At 43.3% G+C, this 19,754-nt stretch carries 13 protein-coding genes; 8 read left to right on the top strand and 5 right to left on the bottom strand.

Annotated elements, in window-relative coordinates:
* The first annotated feature begins 1 nt into the window (after window position 1).
* The 7 genes from GS399_RS18920 to GS399_RS18890 all read left to right on the top strand — a co-directional run bounded on the left by GS399_RS18920 (window position 2) and on the right by GS399_RS18890 (window position 10,340).
* Window positions 2-1,477: a RagB/SusD family nutrient uptake outer membrane protein gene (locus GS399_RS18920; RefSeq protein WP_202409515.1), complete on the top strand. Its 1,476-nt coding sequence runs from the start codon at window positions 2-4 to the stop codon at window positions 1,475-1,477.
* Window positions 1,478-1,495: 18 nt separating this feature from the next.
* On the top strand, window positions 1,496-2,404 hold the full coding sequence (locus GS399_RS18915; protein ID WP_160846228.1) for a LamG-like jellyroll fold domain-containing protein: 909 nt from the start codon (window positions 1,496-1,498) through the stop codon (window positions 2,402-2,404).
* 62 nt (window positions 2,405-2,466) lie between these two features.
* Complete coding sequence (locus GS399_RS18910) at window positions 2,467-4,140, top strand: glucoamylase family protein (protein ID WP_160846227.1); 1,674 nt, start codon at window positions 2,467-2,469, stop codon at window positions 4,138-4,140.
* 5 nt (window positions 4,141-4,145) lie between these two features.
* Entirely contained in the window at window positions 4,146-5,471 is a 1,326-nt protein-coding gene (locus tag GS399_RS18905; RefSeq protein WP_160846226.1) for a glucoamylase family protein, read from the top strand.
* Window position 5,472: 1 nt separating this feature from the next.
* The gene (locus tag GS399_RS18900; protein WP_160846225.1) at window positions 5,473-7,218 is read left to right on the top strand and encodes a family 43 glycosylhydrolase; all 1,746 of its coding nucleotides are present in this window, start codon (window positions 5,473-5,475) and stop codon (window positions 7,216-7,218) included.
* A 5-nt stretch (window positions 7,219-7,223) separates the two neighbouring features.
* A complete protein-coding gene (gene bglX, locus GS399_RS18895; RefSeq protein WP_160846224.1) occupies window positions 7,224-9,524 on the top strand; it encodes a beta-glucosidase BglX in 2,301 nt (766 codons plus the stop codon).
* A gap of 30 nt (window positions 9,525-9,554) precedes the next feature.
* Entirely contained in the window at window positions 9,555-10,340 is a 786-nt protein-coding gene (locus GS399_RS18890) for a carboxylesterase family protein (protein WP_160846223.1), read from the top strand.
* A gap of 5 nt (window positions 10,341-10,345) precedes the next feature.
* On the opposite strand, the gene GS399_RS18885 is transcribed toward GS399_RS18890, so the two are convergent.
* From GS399_RS18885 to GS399_RS18870, 4 genes are all read right to left on the bottom strand, one after another.
* Window positions 10,346-11,215 (bottom strand): hypothetical protein, encoded by an 870-nt coding sequence (locus GS399_RS18885; protein ID WP_160846222.1) that lies wholly within the window; start codon window positions 11,213-11,215, stop codon window positions 10,346-10,348.
* A 491-nt stretch (window positions 11,216-11,706) separates the two neighbouring features.
* Window positions 11,707-12,429 (bottom strand): YebC/PmpR family DNA-binding transcriptional regulator, encoded by a 723-nt coding sequence (locus GS399_RS18880; RefSeq protein WP_160846221.1) that lies wholly within the window; start codon window positions 12,427-12,429, stop codon window positions 11,707-11,709.
* Between the two features lie 9 nt (window positions 12,430-12,438).
* Window positions 12,439-13,383: an NAD-dependent epimerase/dehydratase family protein gene (locus tag GS399_RS18875; protein WP_160846220.1), complete on the bottom strand. Its 945-nt coding sequence runs from the start codon at window positions 13,381-13,383 to the stop codon at window positions 12,439-12,441.
* Between the two features lie 50 nt (window positions 13,384-13,433).
* Complete coding sequence (locus GS399_RS18870) at window positions 13,434-16,847, bottom strand: lamin tail domain-containing protein (protein ID WP_160846219.1); 3,414 nt, start codon at window positions 16,845-16,847, stop codon at window positions 13,434-13,436.
* 101 nt (window positions 16,848-16,948) lie between these two features.
* Between GS399_RS18870 and GS399_RS18865 the strand changes: the two genes are divergently transcribed.
* Window positions 16,949-17,956 carry an aspartate-semialdehyde dehydrogenase gene (locus tag GS399_RS18865; protein WP_160846218.1) on the top strand — a complete coding sequence of 336 codons (1,008 nt, stop codon included), beginning with the start codon at window positions 16,949-16,951 and terminating at the stop codon, window positions 17,954-17,956.
* 639 nt (window positions 17,957-18,595) lie between these two features.
* On the opposite strand, the gene GS399_RS18860 is transcribed toward GS399_RS18865, so the two are convergent.
* Window positions 18,596-19,726: a lytic transglycosylase domain-containing protein gene (locus GS399_RS18860; RefSeq protein WP_160846217.1), complete on the bottom strand. Its 1,131-nt coding sequence runs from the start codon at window positions 19,724-19,726 to the stop codon at window positions 18,596-18,598.
* Window positions 19,727-19,754: the final 28 nt, after the last annotated feature.

Below are 19,754 nucleotides of genomic sequence, written 5' to 3'. Positions count from 1 at the left end.
AATGTTAATCGATATAAAATCATATAAAATCTGGGCAGTCTCAATGGCTGTTGCAGTACTTTCTTTTGCAAGCTGTAAGAAAGACTTTTTGGACGTTCCACCGCAGGCGAAACAGCCCAGCGCTGAATTTTTCAAAACTCAGGACGATGCCACCAAGGCAGTAAACTCTATTTACGCAAATTTGCGCGAGTGGCGGCAAACGGCTTTTGCTCCGATAGCGGTCGAAAGCATGGGATCTGACGAGACGGAAAAAGGAAGCACACCGGGCGACGCCACCTTCTTCAATAATTTTGACAGCTTTACTGTTTCCGCTACCGACGGACAAGTCTACGATTTCTGGAAGTCGCAATATCAAAGCATTAATCTTTGTAACCAGGTGCTTGATAACATACCGAATATTTCCATGGATGAGGGTCTGAGAAGCCGCTATATGGCCGAGGCAAAATTTGTAAGAGCATATAACTACTTCCGATTGGTAAGAGCGTTTGGTGATGTTCCGTTGAGGGACCACGTTGCAGCAGGTACAGAAGAATACAATATTCCGCGCAGTCCGAAGGCAGATGTTTGGGCGTTCATTGAAAAAGATCTTACTGATGCGGCTTCCGTTCTTCCTCAGAGCTACGGACCCGCAGACATTGGCCGCGCGACGAAAGGAGCTGCACTAGCCTTGCACGCAAAAGTTGCGATGTATCAAAAAAAGTGGAATGACGTATTGACTTACACAAATCAGGTGATGACGATGGGTTATACGCTGTTCCCGAATTTTGAGCAGTTGTTCCGAATTGCGAACGAAAACAATTCAGAATCCATTTTTGAAATTCAATGCCAGAGTCTGCCAAATATCAAGGATGCATCTAACAGCCAGTATTCGCAAGTGCAGGGTGTTCGAGGTGTATCAGGTGGTGGTTGGGGTTTTAATGTTCCTACCGAAGCTTTAGCGAATGCCTTCGAACCAAACGATCCGCGACGCGATGCAACAATTATTTTCCGCGGAGAAACCACACCCGAGGGCGACGTTATTAACCCGACAGGTGATAATCCTCGTTACAATCAAAAATCATATGTGCCCTTCAATACGCCATTCGTTCAAAATGAAGGCGAAGATCAGAATGTGCGAGTTATACGTTACGCCGAAGTTTTACTAATGAATGCCGAGGCAGCTAATGAATTGGGAAATCCCACCCAGGCTTTAGCGTCGCTGGAAATGGTGCGGGCGCGCGCAAGAGCTGGGAACGCTACAATATTGCCTCCGGTTACCACAACAGACCAGCCTCAATTGCGACTGGCGATCTGGCACGAGCGGCAAGTTGAACTGGCAATGGAGTTTGACCGGTTCTTTGACGTCATTCGCCAGGGTCGTGGCTCAGAAATATTTGGCCCGAAAGGCTTTAAGGCTGGTGTGAGTGAATTGATGCCAATTCCATCAGATGAAATCGATTTAAGTGCAGGTGTGTTAATCCAAAATCCGGGCTATTAATTAAAAATGAAATTCAAGATGAAAATAAATTATATCACCCTGCTCGGATTGACATTGGCGACATTTACCATGTCGTCTTGTCTGAAGGATTACGATCCAAGCGATTATGCTCCTGAAAAACCCATTGGCGGTTACAGCAGTTCCAAAGAAATAGCTCCAGATAACCTGGTTGCATTTTGGTCGTTCAATGGAAATTTAAACGACAGTATAGCTAATTTATCCGCCACAGGTACAAATACATCATTTACAGCAGGAAAAAAAGGACAAGCTTATCAGGGATCGGCCAATGGTTATGCAGTAATTGCGAATGCGGGAACGGTGATCCCTGCTCTTCAGAGTTACAGTATTTCGTTTTGGATGAACACTACGCAACCCACCAAAGCTACAGGGGTTTTTGCGCTAAATAATTCAAAAGATTTTTGGGGAAATATTGATGTCTATCTTGAATCATATGTCCAAAAAGGTGTTCCCAACCCGGATACCGCTTTTTTTAAAGTTCATATGAATAATGCTAACGCCAAATGGGCGGGGCAATTCACTGATTGTAAGTTTGGTGCGGCTATTGGAAAATGGGTTCATGTAGGCATCACCTATAACGGAGATAAATCTATATTTAACATTTACGCAAACGGTACGCAGATCGGCGTGAACACAGCAGGAAATCCACAAGGTACAAAGGGGCCGATATTAAACGGTGACGATCCGGTAACAAATAAAACGCCTTACGGGCCACTAAAATTTGTAAATGCAGCTTCGATAGTGTTTGGCGCATTTCAGTTTCAAACAAACCCAAGCCTTGGCAGTGCAGGCGCGCAGGATTGGGCAACAGACTTTGGTGGTCAGCTTGACGAATTCAGAGTGTACAACAAGGCACTCTCCGGGGATGAAATAAACGCTCTTTATAAATTAGAAAGTTTAGGTAGATAATAAATTGGCGTGAATTGAGGGGTTGCCGTGTATGGTAACCTTTTTTTCTGCTAACAAATCCCATGTTGAGTAATTGCAAAATCGTCCTTTTATTTTTTTTCCTGTTGCTGCTTTCCTGTAAAAAAAGCGGTGATAATGGCGCCGTAAAGCCGGACCCCGTTCCGGAGAGCTTCAGCTTTAACAGCTTGAAAGTAAACGGAAATTTTAACGGCTTCAATTACTATGGAATTAATACAAAGCCGGTTGTTAAACTATCATTTTCAAAGGCTCTTGATAAAAATTCAGTTTCCGGAAATATTAGTCTGAAAGACGCTGCTGGCAACAGCGTCACGTATTCTTCCTCATTCGAAGACAACGATGCGACAATTGTTATCCAACCAGCCGATAATTTATTATTTCTCACAAAATATAATTTGTTCGTTTCGAACGGGCTGACTGCCGCCGATAAAGGCAAACTCCAAACGGCGATTACCGTCAATCTGCAAACAGCCATTGATTCAACAGACAAGTTTCCGGTAATATCTGATGATGAATTGCTTACACTGGTACAAAAGCAGACGTTCAAATATTTCTGGGATTTCGGACATCCCGTCAGTGGATTAGCCAGGGAAAGAAATACATCGGGAGATATTGTGACATCCGGCGGTTCCGGTTTTGGAATTATGGCTATTGTAACGGCAATAAACAGGAATTTTATTAGCCGGGCGGATGGATTAGCCAGGCTAACCACTATGGTTAATTTTCTAACAGATAAGGCTCAAAAGTTTCACGGAGCTTTCCCGCACTGGATTAACGGTGCCACCGGTGCAGTACAGCCTTTTAGTGAAAAAGATAACGGCGCCGATCTTGTCGAAACTTCTTATTTAATGGAAGGACTATTGGTTGCCCGGCAATATTTTAATGGTTCAGATACACAAGAAGCAGCATTGCGTGCTAAAATAAATGCCTTGTGGAATGGCGTTGAGTGGTCCTGGTTTCGCAAGAACAATGAAAATACTTTATACTGGCATTGGAGTCCGAATTTTAACTGGGATATGAATATGTCGGTAAAAGGGTGGAATGAGGCTTTGATAACCTACATACTGGGAGCTTCGTCCGCAACGTACGCGATTTCAAAAGAAGTGTATGATAATGGCTGGGCGCAAAACGGTGCGATGAAAAATGGCAATTCTTATTTCGGTATTCAACTGCCTCTGGGGCCGCCACAAGGTGGACCTCTCTTTTTTGAGCATTATTCCTTTTTAGCGGTTAACCCCAATGGCCTGAGCGATCAGTATGCCGACTATCAGCAGCAAACGGTCAATCATGCCAAAATAAATTACCAATACTGTGTGACTAATCCCGCCGGCAATTATGGTTATAGTAATTCCTGCTGGGGATTGACGGCAAGCGACATTCCAAACGGTTATTCAGCCAGCGCCCCCGGAAATGACCTAGGCGTAATAGCGCCTACAGCCGCGATCTCGTCACTTCCCTATACTCCGGAGGAATCGATGACTACGTTGCGTTTCTTCTATTATAAGCTGGGCGATAAGCTTTGGGGCGATTATGGGTTTTACGATGCGTTTAGCTTAAAGGAACCATGGTTTGCTTCGTCTTATCTGGCGATCGACCAGGGGCCTATTATCTGTATGATAGAAAATTATCGTAGTAAACTTTTATGGAACTTGTTCATGAGTTGTCCCGAAGTTAAAACCGGAATGAAGAACCTGGGCTTTCAAAGTCCTAATTTATAACAACGATGATAAAATTTAAACCCGTTCTTAGCATTATCCTGGTTGTAGCTGGATTATTCCAGGAGTTACATGCTCAAAATTTCAAGCCGGAAAAGTTAACCGACGATCAGCTTCTTGAAAAAGTACAAAGCCAAACCTTTAAATACTTTTGGGATTTTGCACATCCCGTTAGCGGAATGGCTCGTGAGCGAAGCAACCGTTCTTTCGATTATGGCGACGAAGTCGTAACTACTGGCGGAACTGGCTTCGGTGTTATGGCAACGATCGTGGCTGCGGATCGAGGTTGGATAAAACGAGATACAGCCGCCCGCCACCTGCTTAAGATGGTTAAGTTTTTAGCGAAAGCTAATTCGTATCACGGAGTTTTTCCGCATTGGATGGATGGCGCCACAGGGAAAACAATCCCATTCGGCCGTAAAGATGATGGCGGCGACCTGGTTGAATCCTCGTTTCTTTTCCAGGGGCTACTTTGTGCCCGGCAATATTTTAATAAAGACGATCGCACGGAGGCCGAGTTACGAAACCGTATTAATTGGTTGTGGAGTGAGATTGAATGGGATTGGTACACTCGCGGTGGCGAAGAAGTTTTATACTGGCATTGGAGTCCTAACAACGGCTGGGCGATGAACTTTCCGTTAAGAGGCTATAATGAAACGCTTATTACTTATATCCTCGCCGCTTCTGCTGAACGTTATCCTGTTCCGGCTTCTGTTTATCACCGCGGTTTTGCTCAAAGTAATTTCTTTAAAAACGGAAAGACGTTCTATGGCTATAAACTCCCGCTTGGATTTGATTATGGGGGTCCGTTGTTCTTCGCTCATTATTCGTTTTTAGGTTTGGATCCCCGTGGTTTGAAAGATGAATACGCTGATTACTGGGAGCAAAACAAAAATCACACGCTTATTAACTATTCCTACTGTGTCGAGAATCCAAAGAAATTTAAAGGATATGGAAAAAATTGCTGGGGATTAACAGCCAGCGACAATTATGAGGGTTATAATGCACATTCGCCGACAAATGATTTGGGAGTGATAACTCCGACCGCAGCTCTCTCATCTTTTCCCTATACGCCCGAACAATCAATGGCAGCGCTTAAACACTTTTATTACGATTTAGGCGATAAAATCTGGGGTGAATATGGGTTTGTAGATTCATTTAGCGAATCACAAAACTGGTATGCAAAATCTTACCTGGCGATTGACCAGGGGCCGATCGTCGTCATGATCGAAAACTATCGTACCGGGTTGCTTTGGAAGCTTTTTATGAGCTGTCCAGAAATTCAAATTGGACTAAAAAAATTAGGCTATCAAAGTCCTGTATTGAAGAAGTGAGATGAAGCTATTTAAAACAAATCTGATAATATTCCTTTTGATTTCTGGCTTCGTTCAGGCGCAGAATAAATATAAAACATATTGTAATCCCATTAATATCGATTACGGCTATACACCCATTCCGAATTTTTCTGAAGCAGGCCGGCATCGGGCGACAGCAGATCCGGTGATCGTGATGTACAAAGGTGATTACTATCTTTTTTCAACCAACCAATGGGGATACTGGTGGAGCAGCGATATGAGTAACTGGCATTTCGTTTTTCGTCATTTCCTGCGCCCGGAGCACAAGGTTTACGATGATCTGTGTGCTCCTGCAGTTTGGATACAGGGCGATACCATGCTGGTTTTCGGTTCAACATACACCAGTAATTTCCCCATCTGGATGAGCACGAATCCGAAGGGAAACGATTGGAAGGAAGCTATCCATGATTTCGAACCCGGCGGTTGGGATCCGGCATTTTTTGTTGATGACGACAAAAAACTTTACATGTACAATGGCAGCAGCAATCGCTATCCGTTATATGGTGCCGAAGTTGATCCGAAAACGTTCCACTTGAAAGGATATCGAAAGGAAATGTATCTGCTCGAGCCCTGGAGATACGGCTGGCAGCGCTTCGGAGAATACCTGGATGACACGTTTCTTGATCCGTTTATGGAAGGTGCCTGGATGACCAAACATAACGGTAAGTATTATTTGCAATATGGCGCTCCGGGTACCGAATTTAGTGGTTATGCCGACGGAGTAATTGTAGGCGAATCGCCGCTTGGTCCCTTTATTCCGCAGTCGATGCCGTTTAGCTATAAGTCAGGTGGATTTGCACGTGGCGCAGGCCATGGCGCGACATTTCAGGATAATTTCAATAACTACTGGCACGTTTCGACAATGGTGATCTCTGTGAAGAATAATTTCGAACGACGAATCGGGATTTGGCCGGCCGGTTTTGACAAGGACGATGTTATGTACATGGATGCCGCTTTTGGCGATTATCCAACCTATCTGCCATCAGGAAAAGAAGATCATTTGAAAAGTAAATTCACCGGCTGGATGCTGCTGAATTATAAAAAGCCAGTTCAGGTGTCATCAACTTTAGGAAGTTTTAGCGCAAATAACGCGGTTGATGAAAACATAAAAACTTATTGGAGCGCGGCATCAGGAAACAGGGGAGAATGGATCCAAACTGACCTTGGCTCGCTCGCGACAGTACGAGCTGTTCAGATTAATTACGCCGACCAGGATGCTGAGTTTCTTGGCAAGCAAACCAATATCTTTCACCAGTATAAACTTTACGAATCGGCTGACGGTAAAAACTGGAAAGTGCTCGTTGATAAAAGTGCAAATAAAACGGATGTACCGCATGATTATGTCGAGTTAGCTAAGCCTGTAAGAACCCGTTATATCAGATTGGAAAACATTCATATGCCTACCGGGAAATTTGCGGTTTGCGGTTTGCGTGTATTTGGTAATGGCGGTGGGCCGAAGCCGGATTCTGTAAAAGGATTTATCGTTCTGCGTACCGAGAAAGACAAGCGGAGTGCCTGGTTAAAATGGTATCCGGTTGATAACGCTTATGCTTACAATATTTACACCGGTACTGAACCGGATAAGCTGTACAACTGCATTATGGTATACGACGCAAATGAATACTACTTCAAGGCAATGGACAAGGATCAACCATATTATTTTACCATAGAGGCTATAAACGAAAACGGTGTTTCGACACGGACAAAAATCATTGAATCTAAATAACTATTATGAAATACGGAAAGAAAGTCCTGGCAATAGCAGCGATTATCCTGTCGCATCAGGGCTTTACGCAAACGAAAAATGCCACATCAGGCACTCTGAAGATGAACCAATTCGTGTCAACGCTTTTAAAGAAGATGACACTTGATGAGAAGATAGGACAGCTAAATCTTGTTACGGGTGGCGAAGCCACAACAGGCTCTGTCGTTAGCACGAACGTATCGGGTAAAATAAAGAACGGCCAGATCGGAGGGATTTTCAGTCTTACTACTCCACAGCGGATTCGCAAGGCACAGGAAATTGCTGTTAACGAAAGCCGTTTAAAAATTCCATTAATTTTTGGTCAGGATGTAATTCACGGTTACAAAACGACCTTTCCAATCCCGTTAGCGTTGTCATGCAGCTGGGATCTTCCATTGATAGAAAAAACGGCCCGCATTGCTGCAATCGAAGCGAGCGCCGACGGTTTGAACTGGACATTCTCGCCAATGGTCGACATTTCCCGTGATCCACGATGGGGCCGTATCTCAGAAGGGAATGGCGAAGATACCTGGCTGGGATCACAGATCGCCAGGGCAATGGTGAAAGGTTACCAGGGCGACGATCTGGCCAAAAATAATACGATCATGGCTTGTGTGAAACACTTTGCGTTGTATGGAGCTGCGGAAGCTGGTCGCGACTACAATACTACCGATATGAGTTTAAACAGGATGTATAACGAATATTTACCACCCTACAAAGCAGCAATCGACGCCGGATCCGGAAGCATCATGACTTCATTTAACGACATTAACGGCGTTCCGGCAACGGCCAACAAATGGTTGATGACAGATTTGCTTCGTAATCAGTGGGGATTTAAAGGCCTCGTTGTAACTGATTATACAGCGGTGAACGAACTGATCGATCATGGCCTTGGCGATCTGCAAACCGTGTCTGCCCTGTCTTTAAAAGCGGGAGTAGATATGGATATGGTTGGGGAAGGCTTCCTGACAACGCTCAAAAAATCGTTATCCGAAGGGAAAGTGACGCTTGCGCAAATCGATAATGCCTGCAGGTTAGTGCTCGAAACAAAATATAAACTGGGATTATTCGATGACCCTTATCGTTATTGCAGTGAGGAACGAGCAAAAAGTGAAATCTTAACTCCTGAAAATCTTAAGGTTGCCCGTGAAGCAGCTGCCAAAAGTTATGTGCTGCTGAAAAATGAAAACCAGCTTTTACCTTTAAAACGGTCGGGAACAATTGCTTTGATCGGCCCGCTTTCTGACACAAGAGCAAATATGGTAGGCACCTGGAGTGTAAATTCAGATCTTCAAAATACAAAGTCATTGCTGGAAGGCCTGACAGAAGTGTCAGGGTCAAATGTGAAGATATTGCATAGCGCAGGTGCTAACCTGGCCGCCGATGCCACATTGCAGGCAAATGCTACAATGTTCGGTCGCGAGATCAAACGTGACGATCGCCCCGAAGAGGAGATCATCAAAGATGCGGTCAATATTGCTAAAAAGGCCGATGTGGTAATTGCGGCATTAGGCGAAAGTTCCGAAATGAGTGGCGAGGCATCCAGCAGGAGCGATATCGGTATTCCCGAAACTCAGCGGCATTTACTTGAAGCATTGCTTACGACGGGTAAGCCTATCGTACTCGTGTTATTTGCTGGTAGGCCTATGACCATTAAATGGGAAAGTGAACATGTGCCCGCTATTTTAAACGTTTGGTTTGGCGGCACAGAATCTGCACGGGCAATTTCCGATGTTTTGTTCGGTGATGTAAATCCCTCCGGAAAGTTAACAGCCACTTTTCCGCAGAATGTCGGACAAATACCGCTTTACTACAGCCACAAAAATACAGGACGCCCGCTGGCAGATGGGAAGTGGTTTTCTAAATTCCGGTCTAATTATCTCGATGTTAGCAACGATCCGCTTTATCCTTTTGGCTACGGCTTAAGTTATACAAGCTTCAATTATGGTAATTTAAAGTTGAGCACCAGTACACTCAGTCCAACAGGTACACTTAGTGTTACCGTTCCTGTTACTAACGCAGGAAAGTATAACGGGGAAGAAGTCGTTCAGCTTTATACACGTGATTTAGTTGGTTCGATCAGCAGGCCCGTCAAAGAATTAAAGGCATTTAAAAAAATATTTTTGAAGGCAGGTGAAACTCAAACCGTTACTTTTACGTTACGAGAATCGGATTTGAGATTTTACAATAACGATTTAAAGTATGTGTCTGAGCCTGGCGATTTTAAGGTTTTTGTAGGAACCAATTCGCGCGATGTAAAGGAAGCAGATTTTAAATTGGTAAAATGATCATCCGGGTAAAAACAACCTAAAGATCAAATGAAAAAAACATTTCAAATACTGGCGGCAGTTTTTGTGCTGCTCGCCGGTATTGCCAAAGCTCAGAAACCAGCGTCCTATGAGGCTTCAACTTTCGTAACAGGAATCGACACTCTCCCTTACCGTATCTTATTTCCTGAGAAATTCAACGCATCGAAAAAATATCCTTTACTGATTGTGCTGCACGGCAGCGGAGAACGCGGTAATGATAATCAGGCTCAGCTTGTCCATGGTGGCGACTTGTTTTTAAAGGATTCTGTCAGGAAAGATTTTCCAGCCATCGTTGTATTTCCGCAATGCCCGAAAGATGGATTTTGGTCAAACGTAATTTTTAAAACTGACAGTCTGGGCAAGCGTTATTTTGATTTCCCGGAAGGCGGTGAGCCAACAAAGTCAATGTCAACGCTTATTGGCCTTGTTGGAAAATTACGCGATAAACCTTTTGTCGACGAAGATCGTGTGTATGTTGGTGGTTTGTCTATGGGAGGTATGGGCACCCTTGATATTCTGAAACGTGAACCAAAATGGTTTGCGGCCGGTTTCGTGATTTGCGGCGGGGACAACCCTGCTAACGTAAAAAAATACCGGAAAATCCCGCTTTGGTTTTTTCACGGAGCTAAGGATGATGTTGTTGCGCCCGAGTACAGCAAAGTGATTGTTGATGAACTTAAAAAGAGAAAAGCTGACGTTCAATATACCATTTATCCAAACGACAATCATAATAGCTGGGACAGCGCCTTTGCGGAACCTGGGTTTTTACCCTGGTTGTTCTCAAACAAAAAATAGCGGCCTTATTCTTCCTGCTTCGGTTTAATGTTTTTCATGTTAAACCGCGGATTGTAAGCAGGTTTTGATTCTTCTGTTGTTGCTTCAGACGGCGGTACGTCAGTTCCGGTTTCCGATTTTAGATTATCAGCTTCTGGTGTTTGATCCTGATCTGCTTCCTCCTTCGGCTTAATATTTTTCATATTAAACTTTGGCTTGTATGACGGTTTCGGCGATTCTGCGGGCTCACTACCAGGATCTGTATTTTTTTCCTGTTCGGTAACAGAATCAACTGGTGTTTCGTCCCTTTCTGACGTATTGCGATCAATTTCAGTTGGCGGAAGTCTTTCTTGCTCTTCCGTTTTTAGAGCCGCTTTAAAGCGTGGAGTAAAACCGGTGGGTTTGCTTGTGGCAGGTTGCTCATCGCTCGCTGGTTTTGCAATGGGCTCTTGAATTGTATCTGCCGGCTTTATTTTAAATCTGGGTGTGAAACCAACTGGTTTAGCCGTTTTTTCAGTTTCCGTAACATTTTCTTCCGCCGGAGGTGACTGGGCGTTTGTCATTCCAGGTTTAAATCGCGGCTTAAACGCCGGTTTTCCCTGGGTTTCCGGTTCTTCTTTCTTGTTTGCTGTCTGGTCGATAGTAGGTGATTCAAGTGGCTCGGCTTGTTGCGCAAGCTCATTTCTTTGAATCAGAATTTTTGCCGGCTTTGGCTCCTCTTTTAAATGGTAAGAAAGCCTAAGTTTATTAAACCAGAATTTCTTGGTATGATCGAAGCTTTTTTCGCCCATTTGGGCATATTCTGATTTGAATTCATCATACAAAACCCGTTCCGCTGCTTCCAACTGAACCAGGTCTATTTTTTTCTTCCTGAAAAATTCTTCAAATGTCAGCAACGGAGATTGATTTATTTAACAAAGATACTGTTGAGAGAATACACAAACCTGTCAACGGGTTTAAAAATTAGTGATTGTTCAGGTTCTAAAATTCAATTGATTAAAGCTAATAATTTTTGGAAAGCAATGACACATATTTCATCGGTTCCGGCAGCCCCGTTTTTTGCTATTACTCCTCACTCTTTCGCACTTTCCACCGCTTCGTTCCGGGGTAACCGCTTCAACCGGGTTTATTACAGTTCTGTTCCGCCATGACGAAAGTCGAAAACCTATTAATTACCAATACATGAATTGGCGGCTTGTCGGGTTATTGCAGTTCCATTCATTTTAAACCCGATTGTATCGGAAAACCCGGAAGGAGGTACGACTGAGGATTTGCAGGGAAAAGCGGGACTACCTAATGATAGCAGCAAAACCATTCATTTTCATAACAAATCAATCATAAATGCCATCTAACCTATCGCTGCACTAGTATCGAAAATTAAGAATTCCTACGCCATATTATGATAAACCGCCTGAACATCGTCGTCCTCTTCCAGCTTATCAATCAACTTCAAAACGTCTCCGGCCATATCTTCACTAACGTCGGTCGTAGATAGTGGAATTCGCTCAAGCTTCGCGCTTTTCACCTCGATGCCTTTTTCTTCCAAAGCTTTCTGCATGGTTCCGAAATCTTCGAATGAAGTTTGAACTACGGCAACGTCATGCCCTTCCTCGTCTGACTCCACGTAGATTTCTTCCAAACCCGCATCAATTAATTCTAATTCCAGCTCCTCCAGGTCAAACTCTCCCGGCTCAAAACGAAAAATTGATTTGCGGCTGAAAATAAAATCCAATGATCCTGTTTTGCCTAACGACCCGCCAACTTTAGTAAAGTAACTACGAACATTGGCAACGGTACGATTTGTATTGTCGGTTGCGGTTTCAACCAAAACAGCAACACCATGCGGCGCGTATCCTTCGTAAACCAGTTCCTCGTAATCACCTGCATCTTTGCTTGAAGCACGTTTAATAGCTGCCTCAACCCGGTCTTTAGGCATATTTACAGCCTTAGAGTTTTGAATAGCTGTACGAAGACGTGAGTTTGTATCAGGATTTGGACCACCTGCCTTTACGGCCATGGCAATCTCCTTGCCTAGGCGCGTAAACTGAACGGCCATTTTAGCCCATCTTTTAAATTTTCTTTCTTTACGGAATTCAAATGCTCTTCCCATATTCAGATTTTATTTTTTTAAGTTAGTTAGCATACTCTCTGTCATTATAGCAAGACTGAACTCAGGTTTCCATTTCCAGTCTGTTTGTGCTGCTGAATCATCTATTGATCGTGGCCAGCTATCGGCGATCGCTTGCCGCGGATCATTTTCAAGATACGCCAATTTAAAGTCAGGAATATGTTTTCGGATTTCTTCGGCTAATTGTTCGGGATTAAAGCTTGTTCCGGCAAAATTATAACTCGAGCGAACATTTATATTTTCTGCAGGAGCTTCCATCAATTCGATAGTTCCGCGAATGGCGTCATCCATGTACATCATTGGTAGTTCCGTAGATGCCGATAAAAAACTCGTATAGGTTCCTTTTTTTAAGGCATCATGAAATATATGTATGGCGTAATCGGTCGTTCCTCCGCCGGGCGCGGCTTTCCAGCTTATCAGTCCGGGATACCGTAAACTGCGGATATCCAATCCATGCTTTTGATGATAATATTCGCACCAGCGTTCGCCGGCCAGTTTACTGATTCCGTAAACTGTATTTGGATCCATTGTGCAAAATTGCGGCGTGTCAGCTTTCGGCGAATTTGGTCCAAAAGCGGCAATCGAACTCGGCCAGTATACCTTATGAGTTTTATATTCCAGGCAAAAATCAAGGACGTTTAAAAGCCCGTTCATGTTCAGATCCCAGGCAAGCTTTGGATTCTGTTCGCCAGTTGCGGATAAGATGGCCGCCAGCAGATAAACCTGTGAAGGCTTATATTTTTGATAGATTGTTTTGAGGTTTTCTTTGTCAAGAACATTGACAAACTCAAATGGTCCAGCATCCTTAATGTCATAATCCGGGCGACGAATATCGCACGCTATCACCTGGCTGCTGCCATAAACCTGACGTAAATGATTTACCAGTTCCGTACCGATCTGGCCATTTGCTCCAATTACTAAAATCGTTTCCACCATAATTTTCGGATAGCAAATGTAAGAGAATGCCGCTGAAAACTAAGAAGGATTTAATTCAATCTGGCGGCCAATGCAAAGCTCTTTGTGTATTTTTTAACTTTTCCGTTCAGGTTGAACACCTCCATTTGCATAAAGTATATACCAACTGCAGATTTTTGTTGATTCTCATTTAGCCCGTCCCACGAAAAAATTCCCGTTGCGGGAAGAGTCATGTTTTTAATGAGGTGTGTGATAGTAACGCCGCGGCTGTTATATATTATCACGTTCGCTACCATTCCTGGATTCGGAAACTTATAGTTGATATTCAGCACGTCTTCAAAGCCGTCATTATCTGGCGAAAATGTTTTTGACGACAATGAAACTTCGTCTTCCGGATTTACATCATCCACAAATTGTGAGTTTCTATAACCCGGCGTTGCAAAACCAACTGCTGCGGCTGCCGACCGGAAATTTCCAGGATCATTGGTTGGTCTGCTAAAGGAGCTTCTTTCCAATGACACCCCTTCCGGATTCTTGATGAGCGGGAAATGCATTTTCTCGGAGTAGTTCAACTGGTCAATACGCTGGTTATTGCTTATTAAAACGATGATTCCTTCATCATCATTGTACGATGGCATCGAAGATAGTTTTATAAAAGATTCTGAGTTTTCGGTGTGATATTCCGCCTTAATATTTTCTATATCCGAGGCCAGTACTGTATATTCCTTAGGCTTGAAAAGCTGGCTTTTGCCAGAGATTTGCTTAACGCTTTCAATGCTGTCTTTCGATTTAATCGTTGCTATGTTTAACTCTTTTAAGTCAAATGTTTTGTCTGAGTTGTTGTAGATTTCAACGAAATCAACGCCATTAGGCCGGGGATTGAATAGCACTTCATTAATTAAGATCTCGCCTTTCTCAATAGCAAAAGGATAATAAAACTCAGCCGTATTGTTTCCACTTGAAATGACCGAGCCGGCGCAATCAGTTAAATTTTCAACTGTGATTTTATAACTAAGTCCCCTTTTAATAGATGGGAATTTTAAGTCGATACTTTGAAAATCCGGACCAATCAATACCGCGTTGCCAGGTGCTGCCAGCCCGTTGTTTACTTGGTAGTTTATAAGCTTGACAGCGCTGATGCTGTCGACCAACCGGTTAAAATTTAATCTTATTGTTGTGTTGTCGGTAAGTGTTGCCGACAATAATTTCAAGGCCTCAGGCTGATTCTTGTTGAATACTGAATTTATTCTTCCGGGTGTTCCGCCGGATTTATCGTTACTTGCCGTCCAATTTTGAGCGTTTTTGCATGCGGCATCTGGATTGATCACTTCCAAACTCCAGCCGCCCTGCTTTTTAACCGCATCTTTATACCACGTATCGGAATAGGAAACCGAATCAACCAGCTTTCCTTTAAAGCTTTTTAAAACGATCTGATCAGACGAGTTATTGAGCGATGGCCAGGGGGATAATCCTCCCACTTTTCCAAACGGTTTATACTGCAATGAGTCGGTTGCCGGGCAAAGTATGAGATATGAATTTGGAAAGATAGAAACTTTCTTTATTACACCTTTTGAAGTAGCATCGTTCAGCGAGTAACCGTCGAGATCAATAGTGTCTTTTCCGGGATTGTAAAGTTCCACATATTCAACCAGTGGCAGGCCAACTTCGGGTGAAGGGTCAGCAAAGATCTCAGAAATGAGAATCTTCGCGGTATCAGTGCGTTCGGGAATGGACTTCGGCGTTGTAAACAAAAATGCCGGACTGGCTATTAAGTTTTTGCCGCTGCAATCATTTAATCTGATTACGTTAAAAGAATAATTTGTTCCCGGTGTCAGCAAATTATGCGTAAGGCTAATTAAAGTCCCTTCACTATCAGCTGAAATATTTTTATAGTTAATTGCAGGCTGCGAGGAAAACGCTTCAGCTAATAATGTATTTGTATCGAGATGTTTGGATAGCTTAACCGTGATTGTGGTATCGTTCGGCCGTCTGAAGCTTTCGATCTTGAAATCTGTCAGATCGTAATCTTTTTTGAAAACAGAGTTCTGTCTCCCCGGTGTTCCGCCGGCTGAATCTACAGAAGCCGTCCAGTTGTAATTTCCCTGGCAAACCGATTTTGGATCAACCCGTTCCAGGCTCCAGCCACCTTGTTTCTTTACAGCATCTTTGTACCAGGCATCGCTGTAGCTAACAGAATCAATTGTAATTCCGTTACCGTTTTTCAGTTTTATGACATCTGAGCTATTGTTTAAAGATGGCCATGGAGAAACGCCAATTACTTTCCCAAAACGTTTAAATTCGGCGGTGTCAGCTTTTGCGCATAAAATCCGGTATTCTCCGGCTTTCAGTGAATCATCAGGTAATACGGCGATGTTTGTCGGGTCGCTGAACTTCCAGTTTTTTAAACTTACAGAATGAGAAGAATTGTTATAAATCTCAATAAATTCCGTTGATGGCAAATCGATCTGCGGCGATGGGTCGGCGAAAATTTCATTAATCACAATGTCGTGCCACGCTGCGACGTAAGGTTTGAGATAAGTGAATGTTGCCTTATTTAAGTCTGAAATCTTGTTGCCTGCTTTATCGGTTACATTTAAAACAGTAATCCGATGACTCCCTGTTTCAAACGAACGGCCGAAATCGAGAATTAATTGAGCTGGATCGGACGTTAGCTTAACCGATATAGGCATGGTCGAGTTGTCGAGTTTATAATTGATTACCAGCTTGGCTGAGAGCGTGTCGACAGCCTCGCTAAACGTTATGATTAGATGACTGGAATCAGAAGCAGTCGCAGAAATGAGCTTTGGAGGATCACTGTCAATAATGATTGGATTAATCTTTATATCATCGAAAAAGTGCTTCTGAAAAAATGATGATGTTGATTGTTGGATAAAAATTCCAAAGTATGAGCTTGACAGAAACGATGCATCGGTCACACTGCCTTCAGAAACGTAGGAAGTTCCAGTCCCGGTTCCATCGCGTTCAAGCAAAAAAATATTATCTGACGTTCTGGTAACCCGTACCTTGATCAGGTTGTTCGTGGATGACGATACGACTCCGTTAGCGCCGTCGATAATTTTTTGCGCACCGCTTTTTGGTCCGCTTTGCCTGTATAAACTAACTTCGTCATCTGTATTTCCGATGCGTACAAAATAGCCGTTGACGGCTGCGGACTGCAGATCTTGCTTGTCCGATATAAGATATACATCAACATAGTTACTTCCGGATGTGGCAAACTTTAAGTTACACCAGAATTCCCAGACGCAGTTGGTGGCCAAGCTATTCTCCGTGCTTAGGTAGAAACCACTGCTTGCCGTTGTAGAATTGGAGTGTAATTGGTCCGATATTACTGTAAAATCAGCAGAGGAATTGCTTCCGGTCCAAGCCGGATTAGTCGAAAAATTGCCGTCATCAAACGTTTCATACAATTGTGCTAAAGTAATTTTGCTGCACAAAACCAGCGCAATGACAAAATAAATCTTCATATTTGCCAAAATCAGTGATAAGAATAGGTTTAAAGTATTTTTAATTTAAAATTAAAATAGCAAATAAATTCAAATAAACAATTAAGTAAAATTAAATCAAGATGAAAGTCGCAGTTGTAGGCGCTACGGGCCTTGTCGGTTCGGTGATGTTGAAAGTTTTAGCAGAGCGCAATTTCCCGGTAACAGAATTAATTCCAGTAGCCTCTGAAAAGAGTAAGGGCAAGGAAATTGAATTCAAGGGAAAGAAGTACAAAGTTGTGACGATTGATGACGCAATTGCTTTAAGACCAGAGCTTGCTGTTTTTTCGGCTGGTGGATCGACATCCTTAAAAGACGCTCCGCGTTTTGCAGAAGTCGGCACTACGGTGATTGATAATTCTTCGGCATGGAGAATGGATCCGACCAAAAAATTGGTCGTTCCTGAAGTGAATGCAGATGTTTTAACTGCTGACGATAAAATTATAGCGAATCCGAATTGCTCAACTATCCAGATGGTAGTGGTTTTAAAACCGCTGCATGATAAATACAAAATCAAACGTGTTGTGGTTTCAACATACCAGTCTGTAACCGGTACTGGTGTAAAGGCGGTGGATCAGCTGATGAATGAACGCAATGGTATCGAAGGTCCGAAAGCTTATGCTCACCAGATCGACCTTAACGTAATTCCTCAGATCGACGTTTTCCAGGATAATGGCTACACGAAGGAGGAAATGAAAATGATCCTCGAAACTAAAAAGATCATGGGCGATGAGTCCATCCGTGTTACGGCTACAACAGTTCGTATTCCGGTGATGGGCGGTCATTCGGAAGCTGTAAACATTGAATTTGAAAATGAATTCGACCTGGCAGAAGTTCGTCAGATTTTAGAACAGCAAGAAGGTGTTGTCGTTGTTGATGATCCGGCAAATGCGTTGTACCCAATGCCTAAAGATGCTCACGAAAAAGACGAAGTATTTGTTGGCCGTATTCGCCGCGACGAGTCGCAGGACAAGACGTTGAACCTTTGGGTTGTTGCCGATAACTTACGTAAAGGGGCAGCTACCAATGCGGTTCAGGTTGCGGAAGTATTGCTTAAAAAGGGACTGCTTAAAGAAGAGGTTTTGGCGTAAGAGAAATCTTTCTCGTAAATAACAATTAAACAGCTGCTCAATTAGGCCGGCTGTTTTTGTTAGTAGCAATAAGTAGTGATAGTGCTTCAACTGTGCCCAATGTGGAGACGAGAATGCCTTTAATAAATCATCTCGCAAAGCAAATGATTCAGTGCATATCACCCGAGCAGAGTTGAAGGGTATCATGAAGCTTTTTTTAATCTTGAAAAGCAAATTCCGGTTCTTTTTGGTTCCGATAGTCCTGTGTTTCGCTGTAGTTTTTACCACGAAGATGTCTGCAATTTTGAATTTATCGCCCGGTAAAAACTGCCGCTTCACCCGCGTTTATTGCACCAAGACAAACTTTCATGGCAACGAAGCCCCTGCGACCAAGCCAGTTTTTGTGCAGCAACCGTTAGGGCTAAACCGGATAGGAGTGGATACCGGCCTGTGACTAAGGCCTGTGCAGTATGAACGAATAGCCGGACTGCATTTCAATAGTAGCAGATGCTTTCATTTTCAAAAAATAAAAAATTGGCCTACATTTCAATGGCCTCAGCTTCTTTTAGTTGCCAAAAATCGACGTCGCCGAACTGTTTAATTTTAGGAAACAACGTATTCGAAACATGAAAGATCTGCTAAAAATCCATAATCAACCACCTACCCCTGCCCAATCTGCAACATCATTCCAGGCGTTAACACCGATGTGTCATTCATTTTGTTCAAGCGCTTAACTTCTTCCGGCGTAATTTTGAATTTCTCGGCGATAACATCAAACGTATCACCTTGCTGAACCCGGTACGAAATGTAATATTTAATCACTTTCGGTGCCATTGGCAAATCCGGATCTAAAGGAAATCCTAATTCTTTGTAAACAGCATTATATGCAAATCCAGGTAAAATTGGCAGGACAAGTCTTTTTGGCGATTTCTCTGTACAATAAACAGTTAATTTTTTATAAGCCGGATTTAATGCGCAAAGTTGGTCGAGACTGATATTTGCCGCTTTCGCAACGTTCTCCATTGAGAACGATTTCTTAAGCTGAAGGGTTTTTGTGTCAACCGGGAAATCCCCCATGATCGGCTCGATGCCGTATCTCCCGGGGTTGTTCATGATAATTACCGTTGCAATAAACGCCGGAACATAACTTTGCGTTTCAGCCGGGAGATACTTCCTGAGTTCCCAGTAATTTGTTTTACCACCGGAATCTTCCATGGCCCATTTAATATTGTTACGGCCAGCATTGTAAGATGCGATTGCCACGAGCCAGTCGTTGCCGTACATGTTGTAAGATTCCTGCAGATAATTTGCGGCGGCGTTGCAGGCAAGCAAGGGGTCGCGGCGTTCATCCAGCGAATCGTTCACTGCCAGTCCGTAACGTTTGCCGATTTCATTTAAGAACTGCCATGGACCGGCAGCGCCCGCGGTTGAAACTGCGTGTGGATTTAATGCCGATTCAATCACAGAAATGTATTTCAGCTGGTCAGGCATGTTATGTTCTTTCAATACCTTCTCATAAATAGGAAAGTAATATTTCGATAGGCCCAGCATCCTGCCAAAGCGTTCCTTCTGATTTAAAAAAGCCTTGATATAGCTTTTTACAATCGCGTTTTGGCTTAGCTCAATTTCCTGGGTTAGGGTTTTTGGCGTTCCGGTGCGGACTTGCGTAACTCCGTTGTCCGGATTACCTGTTTTAGTTTCTGCTTTCGAGGGAAGGGCAGTTAACGCGATTCCCGATACACAAAACATCGCGATTGCCAACGTTTTTTTCATCATACTTCTCTTACTCATCAGGCCTGAAAAACCTGTTTTGTACACG

Origin of the sequence: Hufsiella arboris (assembly GCF_009834875.1) — a bacterium.
Taxonomy (GTDB): Bacteria; Bacteroidota; Bacteroidia; order Sphingobacteriales; family Sphingobacteriaceae; genus Hufsiella_A; species Hufsiella_A arboris.
This window is presented reverse-complemented; position numbering and strand designations above follow the sequence as displayed.

Bases quoted from the DNA above. Each gene is read 5' to 3' on its own strand.
- GS399_RS18920 (WP_202409515.1), top strand. From the start codon at position 2: ATGTTAATCGATATAAAATCATATAAAATCTGGGCAGTCTCAATGGCT.
- GS399_RS18915 (WP_160846228.1), top strand. From the start codon at position 1,496: ATGAAAATAAATTATATCACCCTGCTCGGATTGACATTGGCGACATTT.
- GS399_RS18910 (WP_160846227.1), top strand. From the start codon at position 2,467: ATGTTGAGTAATTGCAAAATCGTCCTTTTATTTTTTTTCCTGTTGCTG.
- GS399_RS18905 (WP_160846226.1), top strand. From the start codon at position 4,146: ATGATAAAATTTAAACCCGTTCTTAGCATTATCCTGGTTGTAGCTGGA.
- GS399_RS18900 (WP_160846225.1), top strand. From the start codon at position 5,473: ATGAAGCTATTTAAAACAAATCTGATAATATTCCTTTTGATTTCTGGC.
- bglX (WP_160846224.1), top strand. From the start codon at position 7,224: ATGAAATACGGAAAGAAAGTCCTGGCAATAGCAGCGATTATCCTGTCG.
- GS399_RS18890 (WP_160846223.1), top strand. From the start codon at position 9,555: ATGAAAAAAACATTTCAAATACTGGCGGCAGTTTTTGTGCTGCTCGCC.
- GS399_RS18880 (WP_160846221.1), bottom strand. From the start codon at position 12,429: ATGGGAAGAGCATTTGAATTCCGTAAAGAAAGAAAATTTAAAAGATGG.
- GS399_RS18875 (WP_160846220.1), bottom strand. From the start codon at position 13,383: ATGGTGGAAACGATTTTAGTAATTGGAGCAAATGGCCAGATCGGTACG.
- GS399_RS18870 (WP_160846219.1), bottom strand. From the start codon at position 16,847: ATGAAGATTTATTTTGTCATTGCGCTGGTTTTGTGCAGCAAAATTACT.
- GS399_RS18865 (WP_160846218.1), top strand. From the start codon at position 16,949: ATGAAAGTCGCAGTTGTAGGCGCTACGGGCCTTGTCGGTTCGGTGATG.
- GS399_RS18860 (WP_160846217.1), bottom strand. From the start codon at position 19,726: ATGAGTAAGAGAAGTATGATGAAAAAAACGTTGGCAATCGCGATGTTT.